The following is an 18,288-nucleotide window of genomic DNA, read 5'->3' on the forward strand; positions in this document are numbered from 1 at the left end:
CCGGGTGTCCAGCGCCCGCCCGCGAACCTTTCGCTTTCCCGTTGGCCACCGCATACGCCCGAACCGCAGTAGAGCGAATGACCACCTTGCGGGATGCCGGCATCTGCCCGCGGCCGCCCTGGCCTTCTCCGACCGGTTGAGGCAGAGCCGCCCTCCCGGCCTCATTCCGGCACTCCGACCGCATAGGGCTCTCCCCGGCGAAACACACCTGCCGCAACAAGAGGCCCACCTTAACAAAACGCTGGCCCGTTTCACGTGAAACGGGCCAGCGTTTGGTCAGATTCTGCCGTTGTATTCAGCCGGCGGGTGGCGCCAAGACGGTCATGATGCGGTTGAGGTCATCCACGCTGGCAAACTCGATGCTCACCTTGCCCTTGCGGGCACCAAGCGTGATTTTCACGCTCGTATCCAGACGGTCCGAGAGTGACGTCGCCAGATAGTCAAGACGTTCATGGCGCGCCGCGTTACGTGGGGCGGTCGGCTTCGCCTGCCGCCGCAGCCCGTCGCTCATCGCCACGATCTCCTCGGTGGACCGCACCGAAAGGCCCTCCGCCACGATCCGTTGGGCCAGCTTCTCCATATCGGCCTGGTCGGCCAGACCCAGCAGGGCACGCGCGTGCCCTGCGGACAACACTCCGGCCGCCACGCGCCTCTGAACCAGCGGAGGAAGCTTCATCAACCGCAGTGTGTTGGAAATCTGGGGGCGGGACCGTCCGATGCGCTCGGCCAGCTCCTCGTGGGAACAACCAAAGTCGTCGAGCAGCTGCTGATACGCCGCCGCTTCTTCAAGCGGATTGAGCGAGCTCCGGTGGAGGTTCTCAAGCAGCGCGTCGCGCAGGAGGTCGTCATCGGCAGTGGACCGGATGATCGCTGGTACACGTTCAAGCCCGGCTTCGCGGGTGGCACGCCAGCGGCGCTCACCCATGACCAGCTCGTAGGGAGCATCGCCCTTCTCGGAGGAGGGGCGGACCACGATGGGCTGCAGCACCCCGATCTCACGGATGGAGTGAACCAGCTCGGCCATGTCATCGGCATCGAAGACCGAACGGGGCTGCTTCCGGTTGGGGTGGATGGCATCGAGCGGGAGTTCGGCGAACCGGGCGCCCGGAACCTCAAGAAGTCCGCCTGCGTCGCCGTCTACTCCATCGGCCGGCGCAGGCTCCGCGTCCCCGGCTGCAGCGGCGGTATCGGGCTTCCCGGTCCCGGTGGGCTCCTCCGCCTGTACCGGCGCTTCACGCTCCTCAACCGCTGCCCGCTCCACTACTACAGCCACCGATTCCGTCCCTGCAGGGCTCTGAGCGGTTTCTCCGGGGCCCTGGACGCCTGCTTCAGCCTTCTGCGGAGCGATTCCAGCGTCGGGCACGTCCGCGGCCGGACCGGCCTCCCCGCGGACGGCAGCGGGCGCTGGCGCCTGCTCTGGTTCCGGCCAAGCAGCCGGGGCATCGGCAACAGCCGGACCCTCCGAGGCTGACGCAGCCTTCTTCCGGCCCTTGGCACCGGTACTCCGGGCGGCGGACGACGGCGCGGGGGAAGCGTCGGCCACCGAAGGGGAGGCTTCGGTTTCACGTGAAACCTCAGCCGGGGAGACCGATGGCATTTTTTCTGTGGATTCCGCAACCGGAGAGATGGCGCCGCGCTTTGCCGGGGGTGCGGTCTTCGCTGCGGGCTTGCCAGCATTGCGGCGCGAAGGAGCAATCAACGCATCCTTGTTGATTCCGCTGCCCCGCTGCGCCCGCTTCGCCCCGGGTGTTCCGTCCTGCCCCTGCCCGGAGGTGAAGAAGAGATCAGCCGGACGGCCGGACTGCTTGAGGGACTCGGAGGAAACCTCCGTTTCTTCGGGAGGGGCGCTGGGAATGAGCGCACCCAGACCACGGCCAAGACCCCGGCGCTTTTCCGCCATTGGTTACCCTTTCAGATTGCGAACGGCTTAGGTTCGCGAGATACGACGCTAGGAACAGTGTAGGGGCGGCTCAGCCGGCACCCGTTGAGGCTAACTACGTTCGGCGATTTCCGCTGCGGCCTCAAGGTAGGACAAGGCACCGGACGACGACGGATCGTAGGTCATGACGGTCTGCTGGTAGCTTGGGGCCTCGGAAATTCGCACCGAACGAGGTACGACTGCCTTCAGGACCTGCTTCGGGAAGTGCTCCCGCACCTCGGCGGCCACCTGGGCGGCGAGGTTGGTCCGTCCGTCATACATCGTCAGGAGAATGGTTGAGACAACCAGGTCCGCGTTGAGGTGCTTCTGGATCATCTCAATGTTCTTCAGCAGCTGGCTCAGTCCCTCGAGTGCGTAGTACTCGCACTGGATCGGGATGAGGACTTCCCGCGCCGCGACGAACGCATTGACCGTCAGCAGTCCGAGGCTCGGCGGGCAGTCGATGAAAATGTAGTCAAGGCGAGGCTCACCGTTTTCGGCGCGCTCCTTGGCGTACACGTCGATCGCACGGCGCAGGCGCTGCTCCCGGGCAACCAGGGACACCAGCTCGATTTCGGCGCCGGCGAGGTGGATGGTGGCCGGCGCGCAGATCAGGTTGTCGATATCGGGGCATGGTGCAACGACCTGGCTCAGCGGCAGGTCATCAATCAGGACGTCGTAGATGCTGTCGACTTCGGCGTGGTGGGGGATCCCCAGCGCCGTGGACGCGTTTCCCTGGGGATCGATGTCGATCACCAGCACGTTGAGGCCGGAAGTCGCGAGTGCCGCGGCGATGTTGACGGTCGTCGTGGTCTTACCGACCCCGCCCTTCTGATTGCTGATCGTGACCACGCGCGTGGACTCCGGCCGGGGAAGCTTGCGCCCCAGCAGCTTCTCCCGCCGCCGGGTTTCGCTGGCCAGCTCCCTGCCCAGTGGGGAGGAGTCGTCCATGGCTTCCATCACGCTGTTGCCCTTGCCGCCCTTCTTGACCGGCGCTTCGGCGGCGTCGGACAGCGAGAAAGTTGTTTCACGTGAAACGATCCCGGTATTGGCCGGATCCGCAAACACTTCAGGTTGAATCTCCCCGAGCCCGACGGCCAGCGGCGCTCCCGCAACCAACATGGTCGAGTTCCGCTTAGATGCGGTGTCTTTCATAGTCACTCGGTAGCTCACTTCCAACATGCCAGGCGCTGTTACTTCTAAGACTAACGGGTTGCCTGACCTCGCCGGCGTTCCCGCGCGGCGATCCGGCCACCGGCTCACCGCCCAGGACCCGCTGTGGACGCCGGGATCAGCCGACGGTGATGCGGACCACCGTTGTCGGCTCCTCCAGCACGGCTTCGCCTGCTGTGACAATCTCGACGCTGCTGCCGCCCAGACGGCGGATAACCTTCCGCGCGTCAGCCACCTCTTCGGCGGCGCTGCGGCCCTTGATGGCGAGGACCTGGCCTTCGCCCTTGAGCAGGGGCATGGTGAGGCCGGCCAGCTTGGACATAGCGGAGACAGCCCTTGCGGTGACCACGTCGACGTCGACGGACCTGACGGCCTGTTCGGCGCGTGCCCGCTGGACCGAGACGTTGTCGAGCCCGAGATCCTCGACGACCTCATTGAGCCATGCCACCCGGCGTTCGAGTGGTTCAACCAGCACTAGGGAAAGGTCGGGACGGGCGATGGCCAGGGCAATCCCGGGCAGGCCCGCACCGCTTCCGACGTCGCACACCGACTTGCCATTCCCGATCAGCTCGGCGACGACCGCGCAGTTGAGGACGTGCCGCCCCCACAGGCGCGGAACCTCGCGGGGGCCCAGCAGCCCACGCTCGATGCCGGAGGTGGCGAGGTGCTCAACAAAGCGCTCCGCCAGGGCGAACCGCTCGCCGAACACCGCCTCCGCGGCCTTCCGCTCCGCGGCCGTGGGAAGCACCGCCGGAGGCGTTCCGCTTACGGACACTGGAGAGTCCTCAGTCATCGCTAGTGGAAACCACGATGTGCCGGCCGGGGCCTTCGCCCTCGGACTCACTGACGAAACCGAGCTCGGCCACCGCGTCATGGACGATCTTCCGCTCGTAGGCGCTCATCGGTTCGAGCTCTACTTCGGCACCGGTTTCCTTCGCTTGGGCCACAGCGTCTTCGGCGATCTTCCGGAGCTCGTCCCCACGTACCCCTCGGTAGCCGTCGACGTCGAGAACGAGCCTGGAGCGGTTGGACGTTGCCGTCAGCACGGACAGCCGGGTCAGTTCCTGGAGCGCCTCAAGCACCTCTCCGTCACGTCCGACCAGGGCCTTCAACCCGTTGTTGCTGCGGTCCTCGGAGACGATGGAGATGTAGGTGCGCCCGCTGCGGACCTCGATGTCGATATCGCCGTCGATATCCGCAATGTCCAAAAGCTCTTCGAGGTAGTCGGCAGCGACATCGCCCTCGTCCTCGAGACGGGAGGCCTTGGAAGCGTCGTCGCCGTCCTCCTCCGTGATGTCCGCTGGTTCCGGGCGCTCGTTATCGATGCTCATTTTTTCTTCCTCTTCTTGCGCTGGGGCTGGACCCGCTGGACTCGAGGCTGTGCGACCGTCTCGACGACGGGTTCGCCCTTCCGCTCACCGAGCAGCGGAACAGCCGGCAGGCCCTTCTTGGCGCGCCGCTCGGCGAGGGCCTTGGCTGCCGGGGAGCCGGGGGTGGGCATGCGCCGGATGACGTAGAACTGCTGGGCCATGGTCCAGATGTTCGTGGTCGTCCAGTAGATCAGGACGCCGATGGGGAAGTTGATGCCGCCGATGCCGAAGACCAGCGGAAGGATGTAGAGCATGATCTTCTGCTGACGCATGAAGGGGCTCTGCATTGCCTCCTCGGACATGTTCTTCGCCATAATCTGCTTCTGGGTAATGAACTGCGAGGCGGTCATGGCGATGATCATGAGGACCGAGAGGATGATCACGCTCAGGTTGATGTTGCCGCCGAAGCTGCCCAGGAAGGTCGACGACAGCGGCGCACCGAAGATGGTTGCGTCATCGAACTGCCGCACTTCCTGGGGCGAGAGGGCACCGATGCCTTCGCCTTCCCTGCTCGCCTTCGAGATTCCGTTCAGCACGGTGAAGAGGGCGAAGAAGAACGGCATCTGGATCAGGATGGGCAGGCAGGCCGCGAACGGGTTGGTCCCGTGCTTCTTGTACAGGGCCATCTGCTCCTGCGTCATTGCCTGGCGCGAGAGCTGGTCGGTCTTTCCCTTGTACTTCTGCTGGAGCTTGCGCAGGTCCGGCTGCAGGGCCTGCATTCCGCGCTGGGCCTTGATCTGCTTGACGAAGACGGGGATCAGGGCCGCCCGGATCACCACGACGAGGCCGATGATGGACAGCGTCCAGGTCCAGCCCGACGCCGCATCGAGTCCCAGGAAGGTGAAACCTTCGTGGAACATCACCATGATCCAGGACACCAGCCACCGGAAGGGGAACAGAATCGTCCCGAAGAAATCCATAATCAGTTAGCTCCTCGAACCGCGCAGGCGGCCTTCGTCATCGTCCGGAATCACCGGGTGGTTCAACACAACTATCGCGGGCACTTTCCCCTCGGGAAAAATCCTGCCGCCCTGTGGCACGTGGTCCACGCCGCCGTCGTTCCAGGGATGGCATCGCAGGACCCTCTTCACCGCAAGCGTACTTCCCCGGAAGGCGCCGTGGACGGTGACCGCCTCAAGTGCGTAGGCCGAACAGCTCGGGTAGAACCGGCAGACCGGCCCGTAGAGGGGGGAAACGATCCGCCGGTAGACCTTCAGCAGCAGGATCAGCAGACCGCGGGGCGCATCGCGCAGCAGGCTCCAGTACCGCGGTCCGGTGGCGGTCACCATCCCGTGTCTCCCTTGTCCCTGCAGCGCCGGAGTGCACCGGCCACGGCCTTGTCGAAGTCCCTGCTCAGATCATCCCACCCCGCCAGGGCGGATGCGGGAAGGGCACGGACCACAAGGTCGAGCCCATGTGGGTTGCGCGCGATGAAGGCTGCGGCCGCGGCACGCAGCCTTCGCTTGACGAGATTGCGTGCCACGGCGTTCCCGACGTTCTTCCCGACGATGAATCCACACCGGCTCGGCTCATCACCCGGACGGGGCAGGGCATATATGACGACGTTCCGGCGCCCTGAGCGGGCACCGGAACGTACGGTCCGTGCAAAATCTCCGGCGACGCGCACCCGGTGGATCTTCGCGAGCATCGACTGTGCCTCTCCTAAGGAACCGGAAAAGTATCGAACACCGCGCGATCCAGGCTGGGCTTCATCGCGGAAGGGGTTGTACCGCTATGCCGACAGTTCGGTACGGCCCTTGCTGCGGCGTGCCGACAGAATGGCACGGCCTGCGCGGGTACGCATGCGAAGGCGGAAACCGTGCTTTTTGGCACGACGGCGGTTATTCGGCTGAAAGGTCCGCTTGCTCACTGTGTTTACTCCAAGACGATCTTGAGATGCGTCCGGCCCATTGCAACAAGGGGGAAGAACAGACTGACGCGATTAAGGTGCACACCCGCAGAACGCTCGAAACGCCGTCACGCATCCGAGGCCTCTTACTACCCGGAACAGTCGTGATGGCATGCGAAATGCAGACATAAAGGACTACATAACGTTAGGCGACGGGACACAGCAGCGTCAAACCGGCCGGCGGCGGGCCTCATCCACCGCATCATCCACACCTGTGGACATCCACCTGTGGACAATCACGGGCCCGCGGACCGCGCCGGGTAGCGTCGAAATGCCCCTCCACCCCACCTGTGGCCCCCCGTTGTCCACGGTTTGACCGCTATCTTCTGTAGTTTTCATCCTCTAGTCTTGGCAGGGCCGGTTTATCCACCATCTGTGTACAACCCTGTGGATTACGGCCATTTTCAAGTGCGGATTGTGAAGCTTTGAGGGGTATCAGTGGTGGAAACGGACGAGGTCAACGACGTCGGCAGCTCATGGCGGAAGGTGATCCGTACCCTCGAGCATGACGACCGCGTCACTCCGAGGCAGCGCGGATTCGTCGTTCTGGCCCAGGCCCAGGGGCTGATCGGCACCACGATGCTGGTCGCCGTCCCGAATGAACTGACCCGCGAGGTGCTCCAGACCCAGTTGAAGGCGGCCCTGGACGAAGCCCTGCACGAAGTGTTCAGGGAGGACATTCAGTGCGCCTTCGTCATCGACCCCGATCTCACTCCGGTCGCCGAGGAGGAGCCGGTTCCGGAATCGGTGCCCTCCCCGGAACAGCGGGAGGAACCCAAGCCCTCGCCGACGCCCCCGAGCAACTCCCATGAGTTCGGCCGCCTGAACCCCAAGTACATCTTCGATACCTTCGTCATTGGCTCCTCGAACCGGTTCGCCCACGCCGCCGCGGTCGCGGTCGCCGAGGCTCCCGCCAAGGCCTACAACCCGTTGTTCATCTACGGCGACTCGGGCCTTGGCAAGACCCACCTCCTCCACGCCATCGGCCATTATGCCCGGCATCTCTACACCGGCATCCGGGTGAGGTACGTGAACTCCGAGGAATTCACGAACGACTTCATCAACTCGATCCGTGACGACGAGGGCACGAGCTTCAAGCAGACCTACCGCAATGTGGACATCCTGCTTATCGATGACATCCAGTTCCTGTCCGGTAAGGACCGGACCCAGGAGGAGTTCTTCCACACCTTCAATGCGCTGCACAACCACAACAAGCAGGTGGTGATCACCTCGGACCTGCCGCCCAAGCAGCTCTCCGGCTTCGAGGAGCGCATGCGGTCCCGGTTCGAGTGGGGCCTCCTCACCGATATCCAGCCACCGGAACTTGAAACCCGTATCGCCATCCTGCGCAAGAAGGCGATCAGCGACAGCCTGAGCGCCCCGGATGACGTCCTTGAGTACATTGCGTCCAAAATCGCGACGAACATCCGGGAGCTCGAGGGGGCCCTGATCCGGGTGACCGCCTTCGCGAGCCTGAACCGGCAGCCGGTCGATGTGAACCTGGCCGAGATTGTCCTCAAGGATCTGATCTCCGATGACGGCGCACAGGAGATCACCTCGACGGTGATCATGGCCCAGACCGCCGACTACTTCCAGATCAGCCTTGAAGAACTGTGCAGCAAGTCCCGCACCCGCACGCTGGTGACCGCCCGGCAGATCGCCATGTACCTCTGCCGCGAACTGACCGACATGTCCCTGCCCAAGATCGGCCAGGAGCTCGGTGGCCGTGATCACACCACGGTCATCCATGCCGACCGCAAGATCCGCGAACTCATGGCGGAGCGCCGGGCGATCTTCAATCAGGTGACCGAACTGACAAACCGCATCAAACACAAGCAGCGGGAAGCCTGAGACCCCGGTCGGGGGACCGCCGCATGGGCGGGAAATTAACAGCTGTGGACACAACTGTGGATAACCCCCGGAACAACCTGCCGAAACCTGAGGAAAACCACCGCCTGCCCTGTGGATCCGCGAAATGACAGGGATTTTCCCCACAAGCGCGGCTTCAGGGGCGCCTTGTGGACGCACAGCTTGTCCACAGGCCGGATCCGCGGATTGCGGGCGGCAGGTGGACTTATCCACAGTTTCCACAGCAGTTATTAACACTACGAACCTTAAACTTCAAAAAGTTCTTCAGATAACACTTTCGTGTTCCTGCGTTCCGGCCCGGCTCAGGATCCGGACCCTCCCGGTCGTGCCGACCGGTCCCGGCCGTTCCGGGACGGCACCCATCCACGGGACCCGGCGGCTCAGGCTAAGCTGTGTTCCAAGCAGGGTTGGGGTCAACGGTGCCCTCCCGGATTCTCTTTCCGCACAGACACCGGACCCCGCCCACGTACGTCCATGTCGGTGGTTGTACTCAAGAGGTACTTTGTGAAAGGCGGCTTCCTTCCGTGAAATTCAGAGTTGAGCGGGACGTTCTCGCGGAGGCTGTCTCCTGGACAGCGCGCTCCCTTTCCCCGCGCCCACCTGTTCCCGTACTGGCAGGGCTGCTCATCAAGGCCGAGGGCGGAGCTCTCTCCCTGGCGAGCTTCGACTATGAAATCTCGGCACGCCTGGAGATCCCCGCCGACATCAGCGAGGAAGGAACCATCCTCGTTTCGGGGCGCCTGCTTGCCGATATCTGCCGCAGCCTGCCCTCCGCGCCGGTCGAGGTGGCCACTGACGGATCGAAAGTCACCCTGACCTGCCGGAACAGCCGGTTCAACCTCGCCACCATGCCCGAAGGCGAATACCCCGAGCTTCCGAAGCTCCCCGCCGTCAGCGGCGTCGTCGACGGTGATGCCTTCGCCCAGGCCGTCTCCCAGGTGATCATCGCCGCCAGCCGCGACGACACCCTGCCCATCCTCACCGGCGTCCGCATGGAGATCGAAGACGACCTCATCACGCTCCTCGCCACCGACCGGTACCGGCTGGCCCTGCGGGAAGTGTCCTGGAAGCCGTCCACACCGGGCATTTCCACCAGCGCCCTGGTCAAGGCCAAGACCCTCAACGAGGTGGCCAAGACTCTCGGCGGCGCCGGCGACCTGAACATCGCCTTCTCCGATGACAGTGAACTGATCGGTTTCGAAAGCGGCGGCCGGCGGACCACCTCGCTGCTGGTCGACGGGGACTACCCGAAGATCCGGTCCCTCTTCCCCGAAACCACCCCGATCCACGCCACTGTCGAAACCAGTGCCCTCGTTGAAGCCGTGCGGCGTGTGTCGCTGGTGGCCGAGCGGAACACCCCGGTGCGGCTTGCCTTCACCCAGGGCCAGGTGGCCCTTGACGCCGGCACCGGCGAGGACGCCCAGGCCTCCGAAGCCATCGAGGCGACCCTTGACGGCGACGACATCACCGTCGCGTTCAACCCTCAGTACCTCAGCGAGGGCCTCGGCGCCTTCCCCAGCAAATTCGTGCGCTTTTCGTTCACTTCCCCGCCCAAACCGGCTGTCATGTCGGCACAGGAGGAAGCCACAGGCGAGGACCGGGAAGACTATCGGTACCTGCTGATGCCCGTTCGGCTTCCGAACCAGTAAGGACCGGCATTACGCCGGCCGACCCCCACGGTAGAAAGAGTAAATGCAATGCATATTGGCCTTATCGGACTAGGCAAAATGGGCTTCAACATGAGGGAACGGCTGCGCCGTGGGGGCATAACCGTCACCGGGTTCGATCGAAACCCGGAGCTGACCGATGTATCCTCCCTCGATGAGCTGGTAGCCGCAGTCCCGGCCCCCCGCATCATCTGGGTGATGGTCCCCGCCGGAGCTGTGACCGACAACGTCATCCGCGAACTGTCCGGCGCACTGCAGGAAGGCGACCTCGTCATCGACGGCGGCAATTCCCGCTTCACCGACGACCAGGCCCACGGTGCACTCCTCGCCGAGCACGGCATCTCCTTCCTGGACTGCGGCGTCTCGGGCGGCGTGTGGGGCCTGGCGAACGGCTACGGCCTGATGGTCGGCGGCAGCGACGCCGAAGTCGCCCGCGCCATGCCGATCTTCGATGCGCTCCGGCCCGAGGGCGAGCGGCAGGAAAGCTTCGTCCACGTCGGGGACATCGGCGCCGGACACTACGCCAAGATGGTCCACAACGGCATCGAATACGGGCTCATGCAGGCCTACGCCGAAGGGTATGAACTCCTGCAGGCCAAGGACATCATCAAGGATGTGCCCGGAACCTTCACCGCCTGGCAGAAGGGCACGGTCGTCCGGTCCTGGCTGCTCGACCTGATGGTGAACGCGCTGCAGGACGACCCCGACCTCGCCAGGGTGGCCGGTTACGTTGAGGATTCCGGTGAGGGACGCTGGACCGTCGAGGAATCGATCGCCAACGCCGTGCCCACCCCGGCGATCACGGCCTCGGTCTTCGCCCGCTTCGCCTCGCGGCAGGACGACTCCCCGGCGATGAAGATGGTCGCGGCCCTCCGGAACCAGTTCGGTGGACACGCGGTACGCCCGGCCCGCCAGGATCCCGCCTGAGCGGGGGCCGGTGTACATAGAGCACCTTTCGCTCACCGACTTCCGCAGCTACCACCAGCTCGACACCGGGCTGGCTCCCGGTGTGACGGTGTTCGTCGGACCCAACGGCGTGGGGAAGACGAACATTGTCGAGGCCATCGGGTACCTTGCGTCCCTTTCCTCACACCGGGTCAGCACCGACAAGCCCCTCATCGGTTTCTCCGCTGAGAGGGCCCTGGTGCGGGGGAAGCTTGTCCGTGGGGTGCAGCGGACAAGCGTCGAGGTGGAGATCAACGCCGCCGGCGCCAACCGCGCCCGGATCAACCGGGCGAACCCGGTCCGCGCACGGGCGGCCGCCGGCATCCTCAAGACCGTGCTGTTCGCCCCCGAGGACCTCGCCCTCGTCAAGGGCGACCCGTCCGTCCGGCGGCGCTACCTCGATGAGGTCCTCGTGACGCTGGTTCCGCATCAGGCCGCCCTGCGCGCCGACTACGAGCGGGTCCTCAAGCAGCGCAACGCGCTGCTGAAATCCGCCCGGGCGGCGGGACGGTTCTCGGGAGCGCACGAGGCGACCCTCGAGGTGTGGGACCAGCACCTTGCCGAAACCGGGGCACGCCTTCTCCACGCACGGCTGGGCCTCGTTGAAAGACTCCAGCCGCACCTGGCCCTGGCCTACGCGCAGCTGACCGACGGTTCAAAGGAGGCATCGGCCGGCTACCGCGCCACGGTGGCGGGCCTGTTCGACGATGAGGACCCGGACGCCGCGGGGGAACGCGCCGGGGAACTACACGGCACGGATCCCGCGGAGTTGACCCAGCGTTTCCTCGAGGCGCTGGTCCAGCACCGGAAAAAGGAGCTCGACCGGGGAATCTCCCTGGTGGGACCGCACCGCGACGAGCTGAGCCTCATGCTGGGACCGGCCCCGGCCAAGGGATATGCCTCCCATGGGGAAACCTGGTCGATGGCCCTGGCTCTGCGCCTCGCCTCCTACTACCTGCTCAATGAGGAGGATCAGACGCCCGGGGCCACCCCGGTGCTGATTCTTGACGATGTCTTCGCCGAGCTGGACACTCAGCGGAGGGGAAAACTTGCGAAGATCGTCTCCGGTGCGGAGCAGGTGCTTGTCACCGCCGCCGTTCCCGGGGACATTCCGGAGGAGCTGGCAGGGCGGCAGCTCCGCGTCGTTCCTGGAGGAATCGATGCCGAGGAAGGCTGACGGACCGGGCAGCGGACACCCGGAACCGGACACCGGCGGCCGGCCCGGAGCACTTGATTCCGGACCGGCCGCCGGCCCGGAATCAAGCGCCCAGGAGTTGAGCGCACCGGGCACTGGAAGCGGCCGGACCCCGGGCGGGGACCCAGAACTTCCCGCCGGCGTCGAGCAGAACGCGCCGGAAGTGCTGCTGAACCGGCTTCGGGATGCCTCCCAGTCCCGCGGCACACCGCGGGTGCCGGTCGGCCGCCGCGCGCCGGCGGCCCCCCGGCGCCGCTACTCCCCGGCCCCGGTCTATGGCGGGCGGGATCCCGAAGGCCTCGGGAAGGTCTTCAACAAACTGCTCGCCGAACGCGGGTGGAACTCGCCCGTCGCCGTGGGATCGGTGCTCGCACGCTGGACTGAACTGGTGGGTTCGGAAATCGCCTCCCACTGCCATCCCGAGAGTTTCGATGGGACCACGGTGCTGGTCCGGTGCGACTCCACCGCGTGGGCCACCCAGCTCCGGCTGATCAGCCCGGACCTGCTGCGCAGGTTCGACGCCGAGCTTGGACCCAAGGTGGTCACCCGCATCTCGGTGGTGGGACCGGCGGGCCCGAGCTGGCGCAAGGGCGGGCGCTCGGTGAAGGGCCGCGGCCCGCGGGACACCTACGGGTGACCGGCGTCACCGCCGACGGGGTAGGACGGCGGATTTGCGCCCGATCCGGGAATCCCGTGAGCGGCGGATAGAGCTCCCGGGAGCCTTTCCGACGTATACGGCCCCTACCGGCGTCCTGCTGTCGGCTTAAAAGCGCCATTATTGGCCGCTAGAGGCGGGTCTGTGCGGGATTGAGCCCTGCCGCAGGGTAGAATAAAGAAGTTTCCCCGCATAAACACATTGAGGAGTCGACTGCGCCTGTGGCAAACGAGAACGAGTTGAACGCTAGCGATGTCAAAATTGGGGTCGGCGAGTCTCCCGCCCTCTCAGCAGCGACCTCCCACAGCTACGGCGCCAGCGATATCACGGTGCTCGAAGGCCTTGAGGCGGTACGGAAACGCCCAGGCATGTATATCGGGTCCACGGGCCCGCGCGGGCTCCACCACCTGGTCTATGAGGTGGTGGACAACTCCGTCGATGAGGCGCTTGCCGGTCACGCCGACACCATTGAGGTCACCCTCCTCGCGGACGGCGGGGTGCGGGTAATCGACAACGGCCGCGGCATCCCCGTGGACATGCACCCCACCGAGGGCCGGCCTACCGTGGAGGTGGTCATGACCATCCTCCACGCGGGCGGGAAGTTCGGCGGCGGCGGCTACGCGGTCTCCGGTGGTCTTCACGGCGTGGGCATTTCGGTGGTCAACGCCCTCTCCAAGCGGGTCGAGACCGAGGTGCGCCGCCAGGGCTTCGTCTGGCGGCAGTCCTTCGCCGACGGCGGCAAGCCGGTCGGCGAGCTCCGCCGGGGCGAGGAAACCTCGGAGACCGGAACCACCCAGACCTTCTACCCGGACGAAACGATCTTCGAATCCGTCGAGTTCGACTACGAGACGCTGCGCGCACGGTTCCAGCAGATGGCCTTCCTCAACAAGGGACTGCGCATCACCCTGCTCGACGAGCGGGCCGACATCGAGACCGACGAGATCACCGAGCACCACGAGCCCGGCGAGGCGCCCGAGGATGACACCCCCAAGCACCGCCAGGTCGAGTACCTCTACGAAAACGGGCTGCTCGACTACGTCCGGCACCTGAACTCCTCAAAGCGGGTCGAGGTGATCCACGAGGATGTCATCGCGTTCGAAACCGAGGATACGGACCGCAAGATCGCCGTTGAGGTCGCGCTGCAGTGGACCACCGCCTACTCCGAGAGCGTCCACACCTACGCCAACACCATCAACACCCATGAGGGCGGAACCCACGAAGAGGGATTCCGGGCCGCAATGACCACGTTGATCAACAAGTACGCGCGCGACAAGAACATCATCAAGGAAAAAGACGACAACCTGACCGGCGACGATATCCGCGAGGGCCTGACGGCGGTCATCTCCGTCAAGCTGACCGAACCGCAGTTCGAAGGCCAGACCAAGACCAAGCTGGGCAACTCCGAGGCCAAGGGCTTCGTCCAGCGCGTCGTGACCGACCAGCTCGGCGACTGGCTTGAGCGGAACCCCGGGCCGGCCCGCGACGTCATCCGCAAGTCCATCCAGGCCGCCCAGGCACGCCTTGCCGCCCGCAAGGCCCGCGAGTCGACGCGCCGCAAGGGCCTGCTCGAGTCCGGTGGAATGCCCGGCAAGCTCAAGGACTGCCAGTCGAAGGACCCCGCCAAGTCCGAGATCTACATCGTGGAGGGCGACTCCGCAGGCGGCTCCGCCGTCCGCGGGCGCAACCCCGAGACCCAGGCGATCCTTCCGCTGCGCGGCAAGATCCTCAACGTCGAGCGGGCACGCCTCGACCGGGCGCTGGGCAACAGCGAGGTCCAGGCCATGATCACCGCCTTCGGCGCGGGCATCGGCGAGGACTTCGACGTCGCGAAGGCCCGGTACCACAAGATCGTCCTGATGGCCGATGCCGACGTCGACGGCCAGCACATCACCACGCTGCTGCTGACACTGCTCTTCCGTTACATGCGGCCGCTGATCGAAAGCGGTTTCGTGTACCTGGCGCAGCCGCCGCTCTACCGGATCAAGTGGTCCAACGCTCCGCACGCCTATGTCTACAGCGACAAGGAACGCGACGAGACGATCCGGCAGGGCCTTGCCGCCAACCTGCGCCTGCCCAAGGACAACGGCATCCAGCGCTACAAGGGCCTCGGCGAGATGGACTACACCGAACTGTGGGAAACCACGATGGATCCGGACCGCCGCACGCTGCTCCAGGTCACCATGGACGACGCCGCCGCGGCCGACCAGGTCTTCTCGGTGCTGATGGGTGAGGACGTCGAGTCCCGCCGGAACTTCATCCAGCAGAACGCCAAGGACGTGCGCTTCCTGGACATCTAGGGATCCACCGGGTGCCGGCTCGTTCCGGTGCCCGGTGACCCCTGTCCGCGGTAAAAATTTGAACGAAATGGAATAAGGACTTATGAGCGAGACGCCGAACGACGGAGCCGCACCCGAGGAGATCCTGGCCGGGGAGGTGCTGACCGACCGCGTTGAACAGGTCGACCTGCAGACCGAGATGCAGCGGTCCTACCTTGACTACGCCATGGCCGTCATCATCGGACGCGCCCTTCCCGACGTCCGGGACGGGCTGAAGCCGGTCCACCGCCGGGTGCTCTACGCCATGTTCGACGGCGGGTACCGCCCCGAGCGTTCCTTCAACAAGTGCGCCCGCGTCGTCGGCGAGGTGATGGGCCAGTACCACCCGCACGGCGACGGTGCGATCTACGATGCGCTGGTGCGCCTCATCCAGGACTGGACGATGCGTTACCCGCTCGCCCTGGGCCAGGGAAACTTCGGTTCCCCGGGCAATGACGGTGCGGCCGCCCCGCGGTACACCGAGACCAAGATGGCTCCGCTGGCCATGGAGATGGTCCGCGACATCGACGAGGAGACCGTCGATTTCCAGGACAACTACGACGGCAAGAACCAGGAACCGACCATCCTGCCGTCCCGCTTCCCCAACCTGCTGGTCAACGGCTCCTCGGGCATCGCGGTGGGCATGGCCACAAACATCCCGCCGCACAACCTGCGCGAGGTGGCCGACGGCGTCCAGTGGTACCTGCAGCACCCGGAGGCCTCCAAGGAGGAGTTGCTCGAGGCGCTGATCGTGCGGATCAAGGGCCCCGACTTCCCCACCGGCGCCCAGATCCTCGGGCACCGGGGCATCGAGGACGCCTACCGCACAGGCCGCGGGTCGATCACCATGCGCGCCGTGGTCAATGTCGAGGAGATCCAGGGCCGCACCTGCCTGGTGGTCACGGAGCTGCCGTACCAGGCGAACCCCGACAACCTGGCGATCAAGATCGCCGACCTGGTCAAGGACGGCAAGATCAGCGGCATCGCCGACCTGCGCGATGAGACCTCCGGCCGCACCGGGCAGCGCCTGGTGATCGTGCTCAAGCGCGACGCCGTGGCGAAGGTCGTCCTGAACAACCTGTACAAGCACACCCAGCTGCAGGACAACTTCAGTGCCAACATGCTCGCCATCGTCGACAACGTGCCGCGCACCCTGAGCCTCGATGCATTCATCCGGCACTGGGTGACCCACCAGCTCGAAGTGATCGTCCGGCGCACCCGCTACCGGCTGCGCAAGGCGGAGGAGGCCGCCCACATCCTGCGCGGCTACCTCAAGGCGCTCGACGCCCTTGACGAGGTCATCGCCCTGATCCGCGCCTCCCAGACGGTGGAGGACGCCCGGGGTGGTCTGATGACCCTGCTCTCCATCGACGAGGTCCAGGCCGCGGCCATCCTGAACATGCAGCTGCGCCGGCTGGCCGCCCTCGAGCGGCAGAAGATTCAGGACGAGCACGACAAGCTCGAGCGGGAGATCACCGAGTACCAGCGGATCCTCGCCTCCCCGGAGGTCCAGCGCTCCATCGTCTCGACCGAGCTGCAGGAGATCGTCGACCGGCACGGCGATGAGCGCCGCACGGAGATCCTCATGGGCTACGACGGCGACATGAGCATGGAGGACCTCATCCCCGAGGAGGAGATGGTCGTCACCATCACCCGCGGCGGATACGTCAAGCGCACCCGCAGCGACAACTACCGCCAGCAGGCCCGGGGAGGCAAGGGCATCAAGGGAGCGCAGCTGCGCGGCGACGACGTCGTCGAGCACTTCTTCGTCACCACCACCCACCACTGGCTGCTGTTCTTCACCAACCTCGGGCGGGTCTACCGGGCAAAGGCCTACGAACTGGTCGAGGCCGCCCGGGACGCGAAGGGCCAGCACGTGGCGAACCTGCTGGCCTTCCAGCCCGACGAGACGATCGCCCAGGTCCTCGACCTGCGCGACTACCAGCAGGCCCCGTACCTGGTCCTTGCCACCAAGCGCGGGCTGATGAAGAAGACGCGGCTCGAGGACTACGACACCAACCGTTCGGCCGGCGTCATCGCGATCAACCTGCGCGACGGCGACGAGCTGGTTTCGGCCCAGCTGGTCTCGGAGTCCGATGACCTGATGCTCGTCTCCCGCAAGGGGCAGTCGCTGCGCTTCACCGCCACCGACGAGGCGCTGCGCCCCATGGGCCGGGCCACCTCGGGTGTGACCGGCATGAAGTTCAGGGCCGACGACGAACTGCTCGCCGCCGACGTCGTCAGCGACGACTCCTTCGTCTTCATCGTCACCGAGGGCGGTTTCGCCAAGCGGACCAAGGTGGACGAGTACCGCGTCCAGGGGCGCGGCGGGCTGGGTATCAAGGTGGCCAAGCTCGCGGAGGAGCGCGGCGACCTCGTCGGCGCGCTTGTCGTCCAGGAGAGCGACGAGGTGCTCGTGGTGATGGAGGGCGGGAAGGTCGTCCGTTCGGCGGTCACCGGCGTCCCCGCCAAGGGCCGCGACACCATGGGCGTCATCTTCGCCAAGCCGGACAAGAAGGACCGTATCATCGGGGTGGCGCGCAACAGCGAGCGTTCGATGGCCGTTGATGATGACGCGGTTGAGGAAGCACAGATCCTTGAGGTCGAGCCGGACGGCACGGTGGGCGGCGCTTCGTCGACGGACGCCGATGAAGTACCGTTGTCGACAGATGAAACGGCTGAGCTCGATGCTGAGTCGCCGGAATACGGAGGTAGCGAGTGAGCTCGGCCAACACAAACCCGCGGTCCAGCGGAACGGTGCGTTCGTCCGGCAGCGGTCCGCGGGTCAATGCGCCGGCCCGCCCGGCGCAGCGGCCCTCGGCAGGACAGCCGGCGAAACCGGGGACCCGGCCCGGACTGGTGAAGCCGGCCCCGAAGGCCAAGGCGCGCAAGGCACGGCTGCTGGTGAGCAAGGTCGACCCCTGGTCGGTGCTGAAGATGGCCTTCCTGCTGTCGGTCGCCCTCGGCATCGTCACGGTGGTCGCCGCCATCGTCATCTGGACCGTCCTGGACCTCACCGGCATCTTCGACGGGGTTAACGACCTGCTGCGCGAAATCGCAGGCACCGAAAGCGGCGGTTTCGACCTGCGGCAGTTCGCCTCGCTGGGACAGGTTGTGTCCTTCGCCACCATCATTGCGGTCGTCAATGTGGTGCTCCTGACGGCCCTGGCGATGCTTTCGGCCGTGTTGTACAACATTTCCTCGGCCCTTGTCGGCGGTATCGGCGTCACCCTTACCGACGACTAGGGCTTCTAGGCATCGGGCCGGGGACG

General features: G+C 65.5%; 16 protein-coding genes. 8 read left to right on the top strand and 8 right to left on the bottom strand.

The annotated features are described in order from the left end of the window. Positions 1-295: 295 nt before the first annotated feature. From E2F48_RS17360 to rpmH, 8 genes are all read right to left on the bottom strand, one after another. Entirely contained in the window at positions 296-1,543 is a 1,248-nt protein-coding gene (locus E2F48_RS17360; protein WP_342772596.1) for a ParB/RepB/Spo0J family partition protein, read from the bottom strand. 447 nt (positions 1,544-1,990) lie between these two features. Beyond that, positions 1,991-2,878, bottom strand: a complete 888-nt coding sequence (locus tag E2F48_RS12275; RefSeq protein WP_133404559.1) for a ParA family protein — start codon at positions 2,876-2,878, stop codon at positions 1,991-1,993. Between the two features lie 331 nt (positions 2,879-3,209). Continuing rightward, positions 3,210-3,884, bottom strand: coding sequence for a 16S rRNA (guanine(527)-N(7))-methyltransferase RsmG (gene rsmG, locus E2F48_RS12280; RefSeq protein WP_133404275.1), 675 nt, complete (start codon positions 3,882-3,884; stop codon positions 3,210-3,212). Then, on the bottom strand, positions 3,877-4,422 hold the full coding sequence (locus E2F48_RS12285) for a Jag family protein (protein WP_133404276.1): 546 nt from the start codon (positions 4,420-4,422) through the stop codon (positions 3,877-3,879). Before E2F48_RS12285 ends, rsmG begins: the two co-directional genes overlap by 8 nt. Beyond that, on the bottom strand, positions 4,419-5,381 hold the full coding sequence (gene yidC, locus E2F48_RS12290; protein ID WP_120165924.1) for a membrane protein insertase YidC: 963 nt from the start codon (positions 5,379-5,381) through the stop codon (positions 4,419-4,421). The genes E2F48_RS12285 and yidC overlap by 4 nt, the downstream gene beginning before the upstream one ends. A gap of 6 nt (positions 5,382-5,387) precedes the next feature. Beyond that, positions 5,388-5,750, bottom strand: a complete 363-nt coding sequence (yidD, locus tag E2F48_RS12295) for a membrane protein insertion efficiency factor YidD (protein WP_133404277.1) — start codon at positions 5,748-5,750, stop codon at positions 5,388-5,390. Continuing rightward, positions 5,744-6,109 (bottom strand): ribonuclease P protein component, encoded by a 366-nt coding sequence (gene rnpA / locus E2F48_RS12300; protein WP_133404278.1) that lies wholly within the window; start codon positions 6,107-6,109, stop codon positions 5,744-5,746. Before rnpA ends, yidD begins: the two co-directional genes overlap by 7 nt. Positions 6,110-6,193: 84 nt before the next feature. Then, positions 6,194-6,331 carry a 50S ribosomal protein L34 gene (gene rpmH / locus E2F48_RS12305; RefSeq protein ID WP_055854070.1) on the bottom strand — a complete coding sequence of 46 codons (138 nt, stop codon included), beginning with the start codon at positions 6,329-6,331 and terminating at the stop codon, positions 6,194-6,196. A 480-nt stretch (positions 6,332-6,811) separates the two neighbouring features. Between rpmH and dnaA the strand changes: the two genes are divergently transcribed. The 8 genes from dnaA (at position 6,812) to E2F48_RS12345 (ending at position 18,262) form a co-directional block, all read left to right on the top strand. Further along, entirely contained in the window at positions 6,812-8,221 is a 1,410-nt protein-coding gene (dnaA, locus tag E2F48_RS12310) for a chromosomal replication initiator protein DnaA (RefSeq protein WP_133404560.1), read from the top strand. 542 nt (positions 8,222-8,763) lie between these two features. Then, on the top strand, positions 8,764-9,888 hold the full coding sequence (gene dnaN, locus E2F48_RS12315) for a DNA polymerase III subunit beta (RefSeq protein ID WP_120165921.1): 1,125 nt from the start codon (positions 8,764-8,766) through the stop codon (positions 9,886-9,888). A 48-nt stretch (positions 9,889-9,936) separates the two neighbouring features. Beyond that, positions 9,937-10,833 carry a phosphogluconate dehydrogenase (NAD(+)-dependent, decarboxylating) gene (gnd, locus tag E2F48_RS12320; protein ID WP_133404279.1) on the top strand — a complete coding sequence of 299 codons (897 nt, stop codon included), beginning with the start codon at positions 9,937-9,939 and terminating at the stop codon, positions 10,831-10,833. Positions 10,834-10,843: 10 nt separating this feature from the next. After that, positions 10,844-12,028, top strand: a complete 1,185-nt coding sequence (gene recF, locus E2F48_RS12325; RefSeq protein ID WP_133404280.1) for a DNA replication/repair protein RecF — start codon at positions 10,844-10,846, stop codon at positions 12,026-12,028. Beyond that, positions 12,012-12,683, top strand: coding sequence for a DciA family protein (locus tag E2F48_RS12330; protein WP_133404281.1), 672 nt, complete (start codon positions 12,012-12,014; stop codon positions 12,681-12,683). Before recF ends, E2F48_RS12330 begins: the two co-directional genes overlap by 17 nt. 239 nt (positions 12,684-12,922) lie before the next feature. Then, positions 12,923-14,998, top strand: coding sequence for a DNA topoisomerase (ATP-hydrolyzing) subunit B (gyrB, locus tag E2F48_RS12335; protein ID WP_133404282.1), 2,076 nt, complete (start codon positions 12,923-12,925; stop codon positions 14,996-14,998). An 82-nt stretch (positions 14,999-15,080) separates the two neighbouring features. Further along, positions 15,081-17,738 carry a DNA gyrase subunit A gene (gene gyrA, locus E2F48_RS12340; protein WP_133404283.1) on the top strand — a complete coding sequence of 886 codons (2,658 nt, stop codon included), beginning with the start codon at positions 15,081-15,083 and terminating at the stop codon, positions 17,736-17,738. Continuing rightward, the gene (locus E2F48_RS12345) at positions 17,735-18,262 is read left to right on the top strand and encodes a DUF3566 domain-containing protein (RefSeq protein ID WP_133404284.1); all 528 of its coding nucleotides are present in this window, start codon (positions 17,735-17,737) and stop codon (positions 18,260-18,262) included. Before gyrA ends, E2F48_RS12345 begins: the two co-directional genes overlap by 4 nt. Positions 18,263-18,288: the final 26 nt, after the last annotated feature.

The sequence above is a fragment of the Arthrobacter crusticola genome, assembly GCF_004357995.1.
Taxonomy (GTDB): Bacteria; Actinomycetota; Actinomycetes; order Actinomycetales; family Micrococcaceae; genus Arthrobacter_D; species Arthrobacter_D crusticola.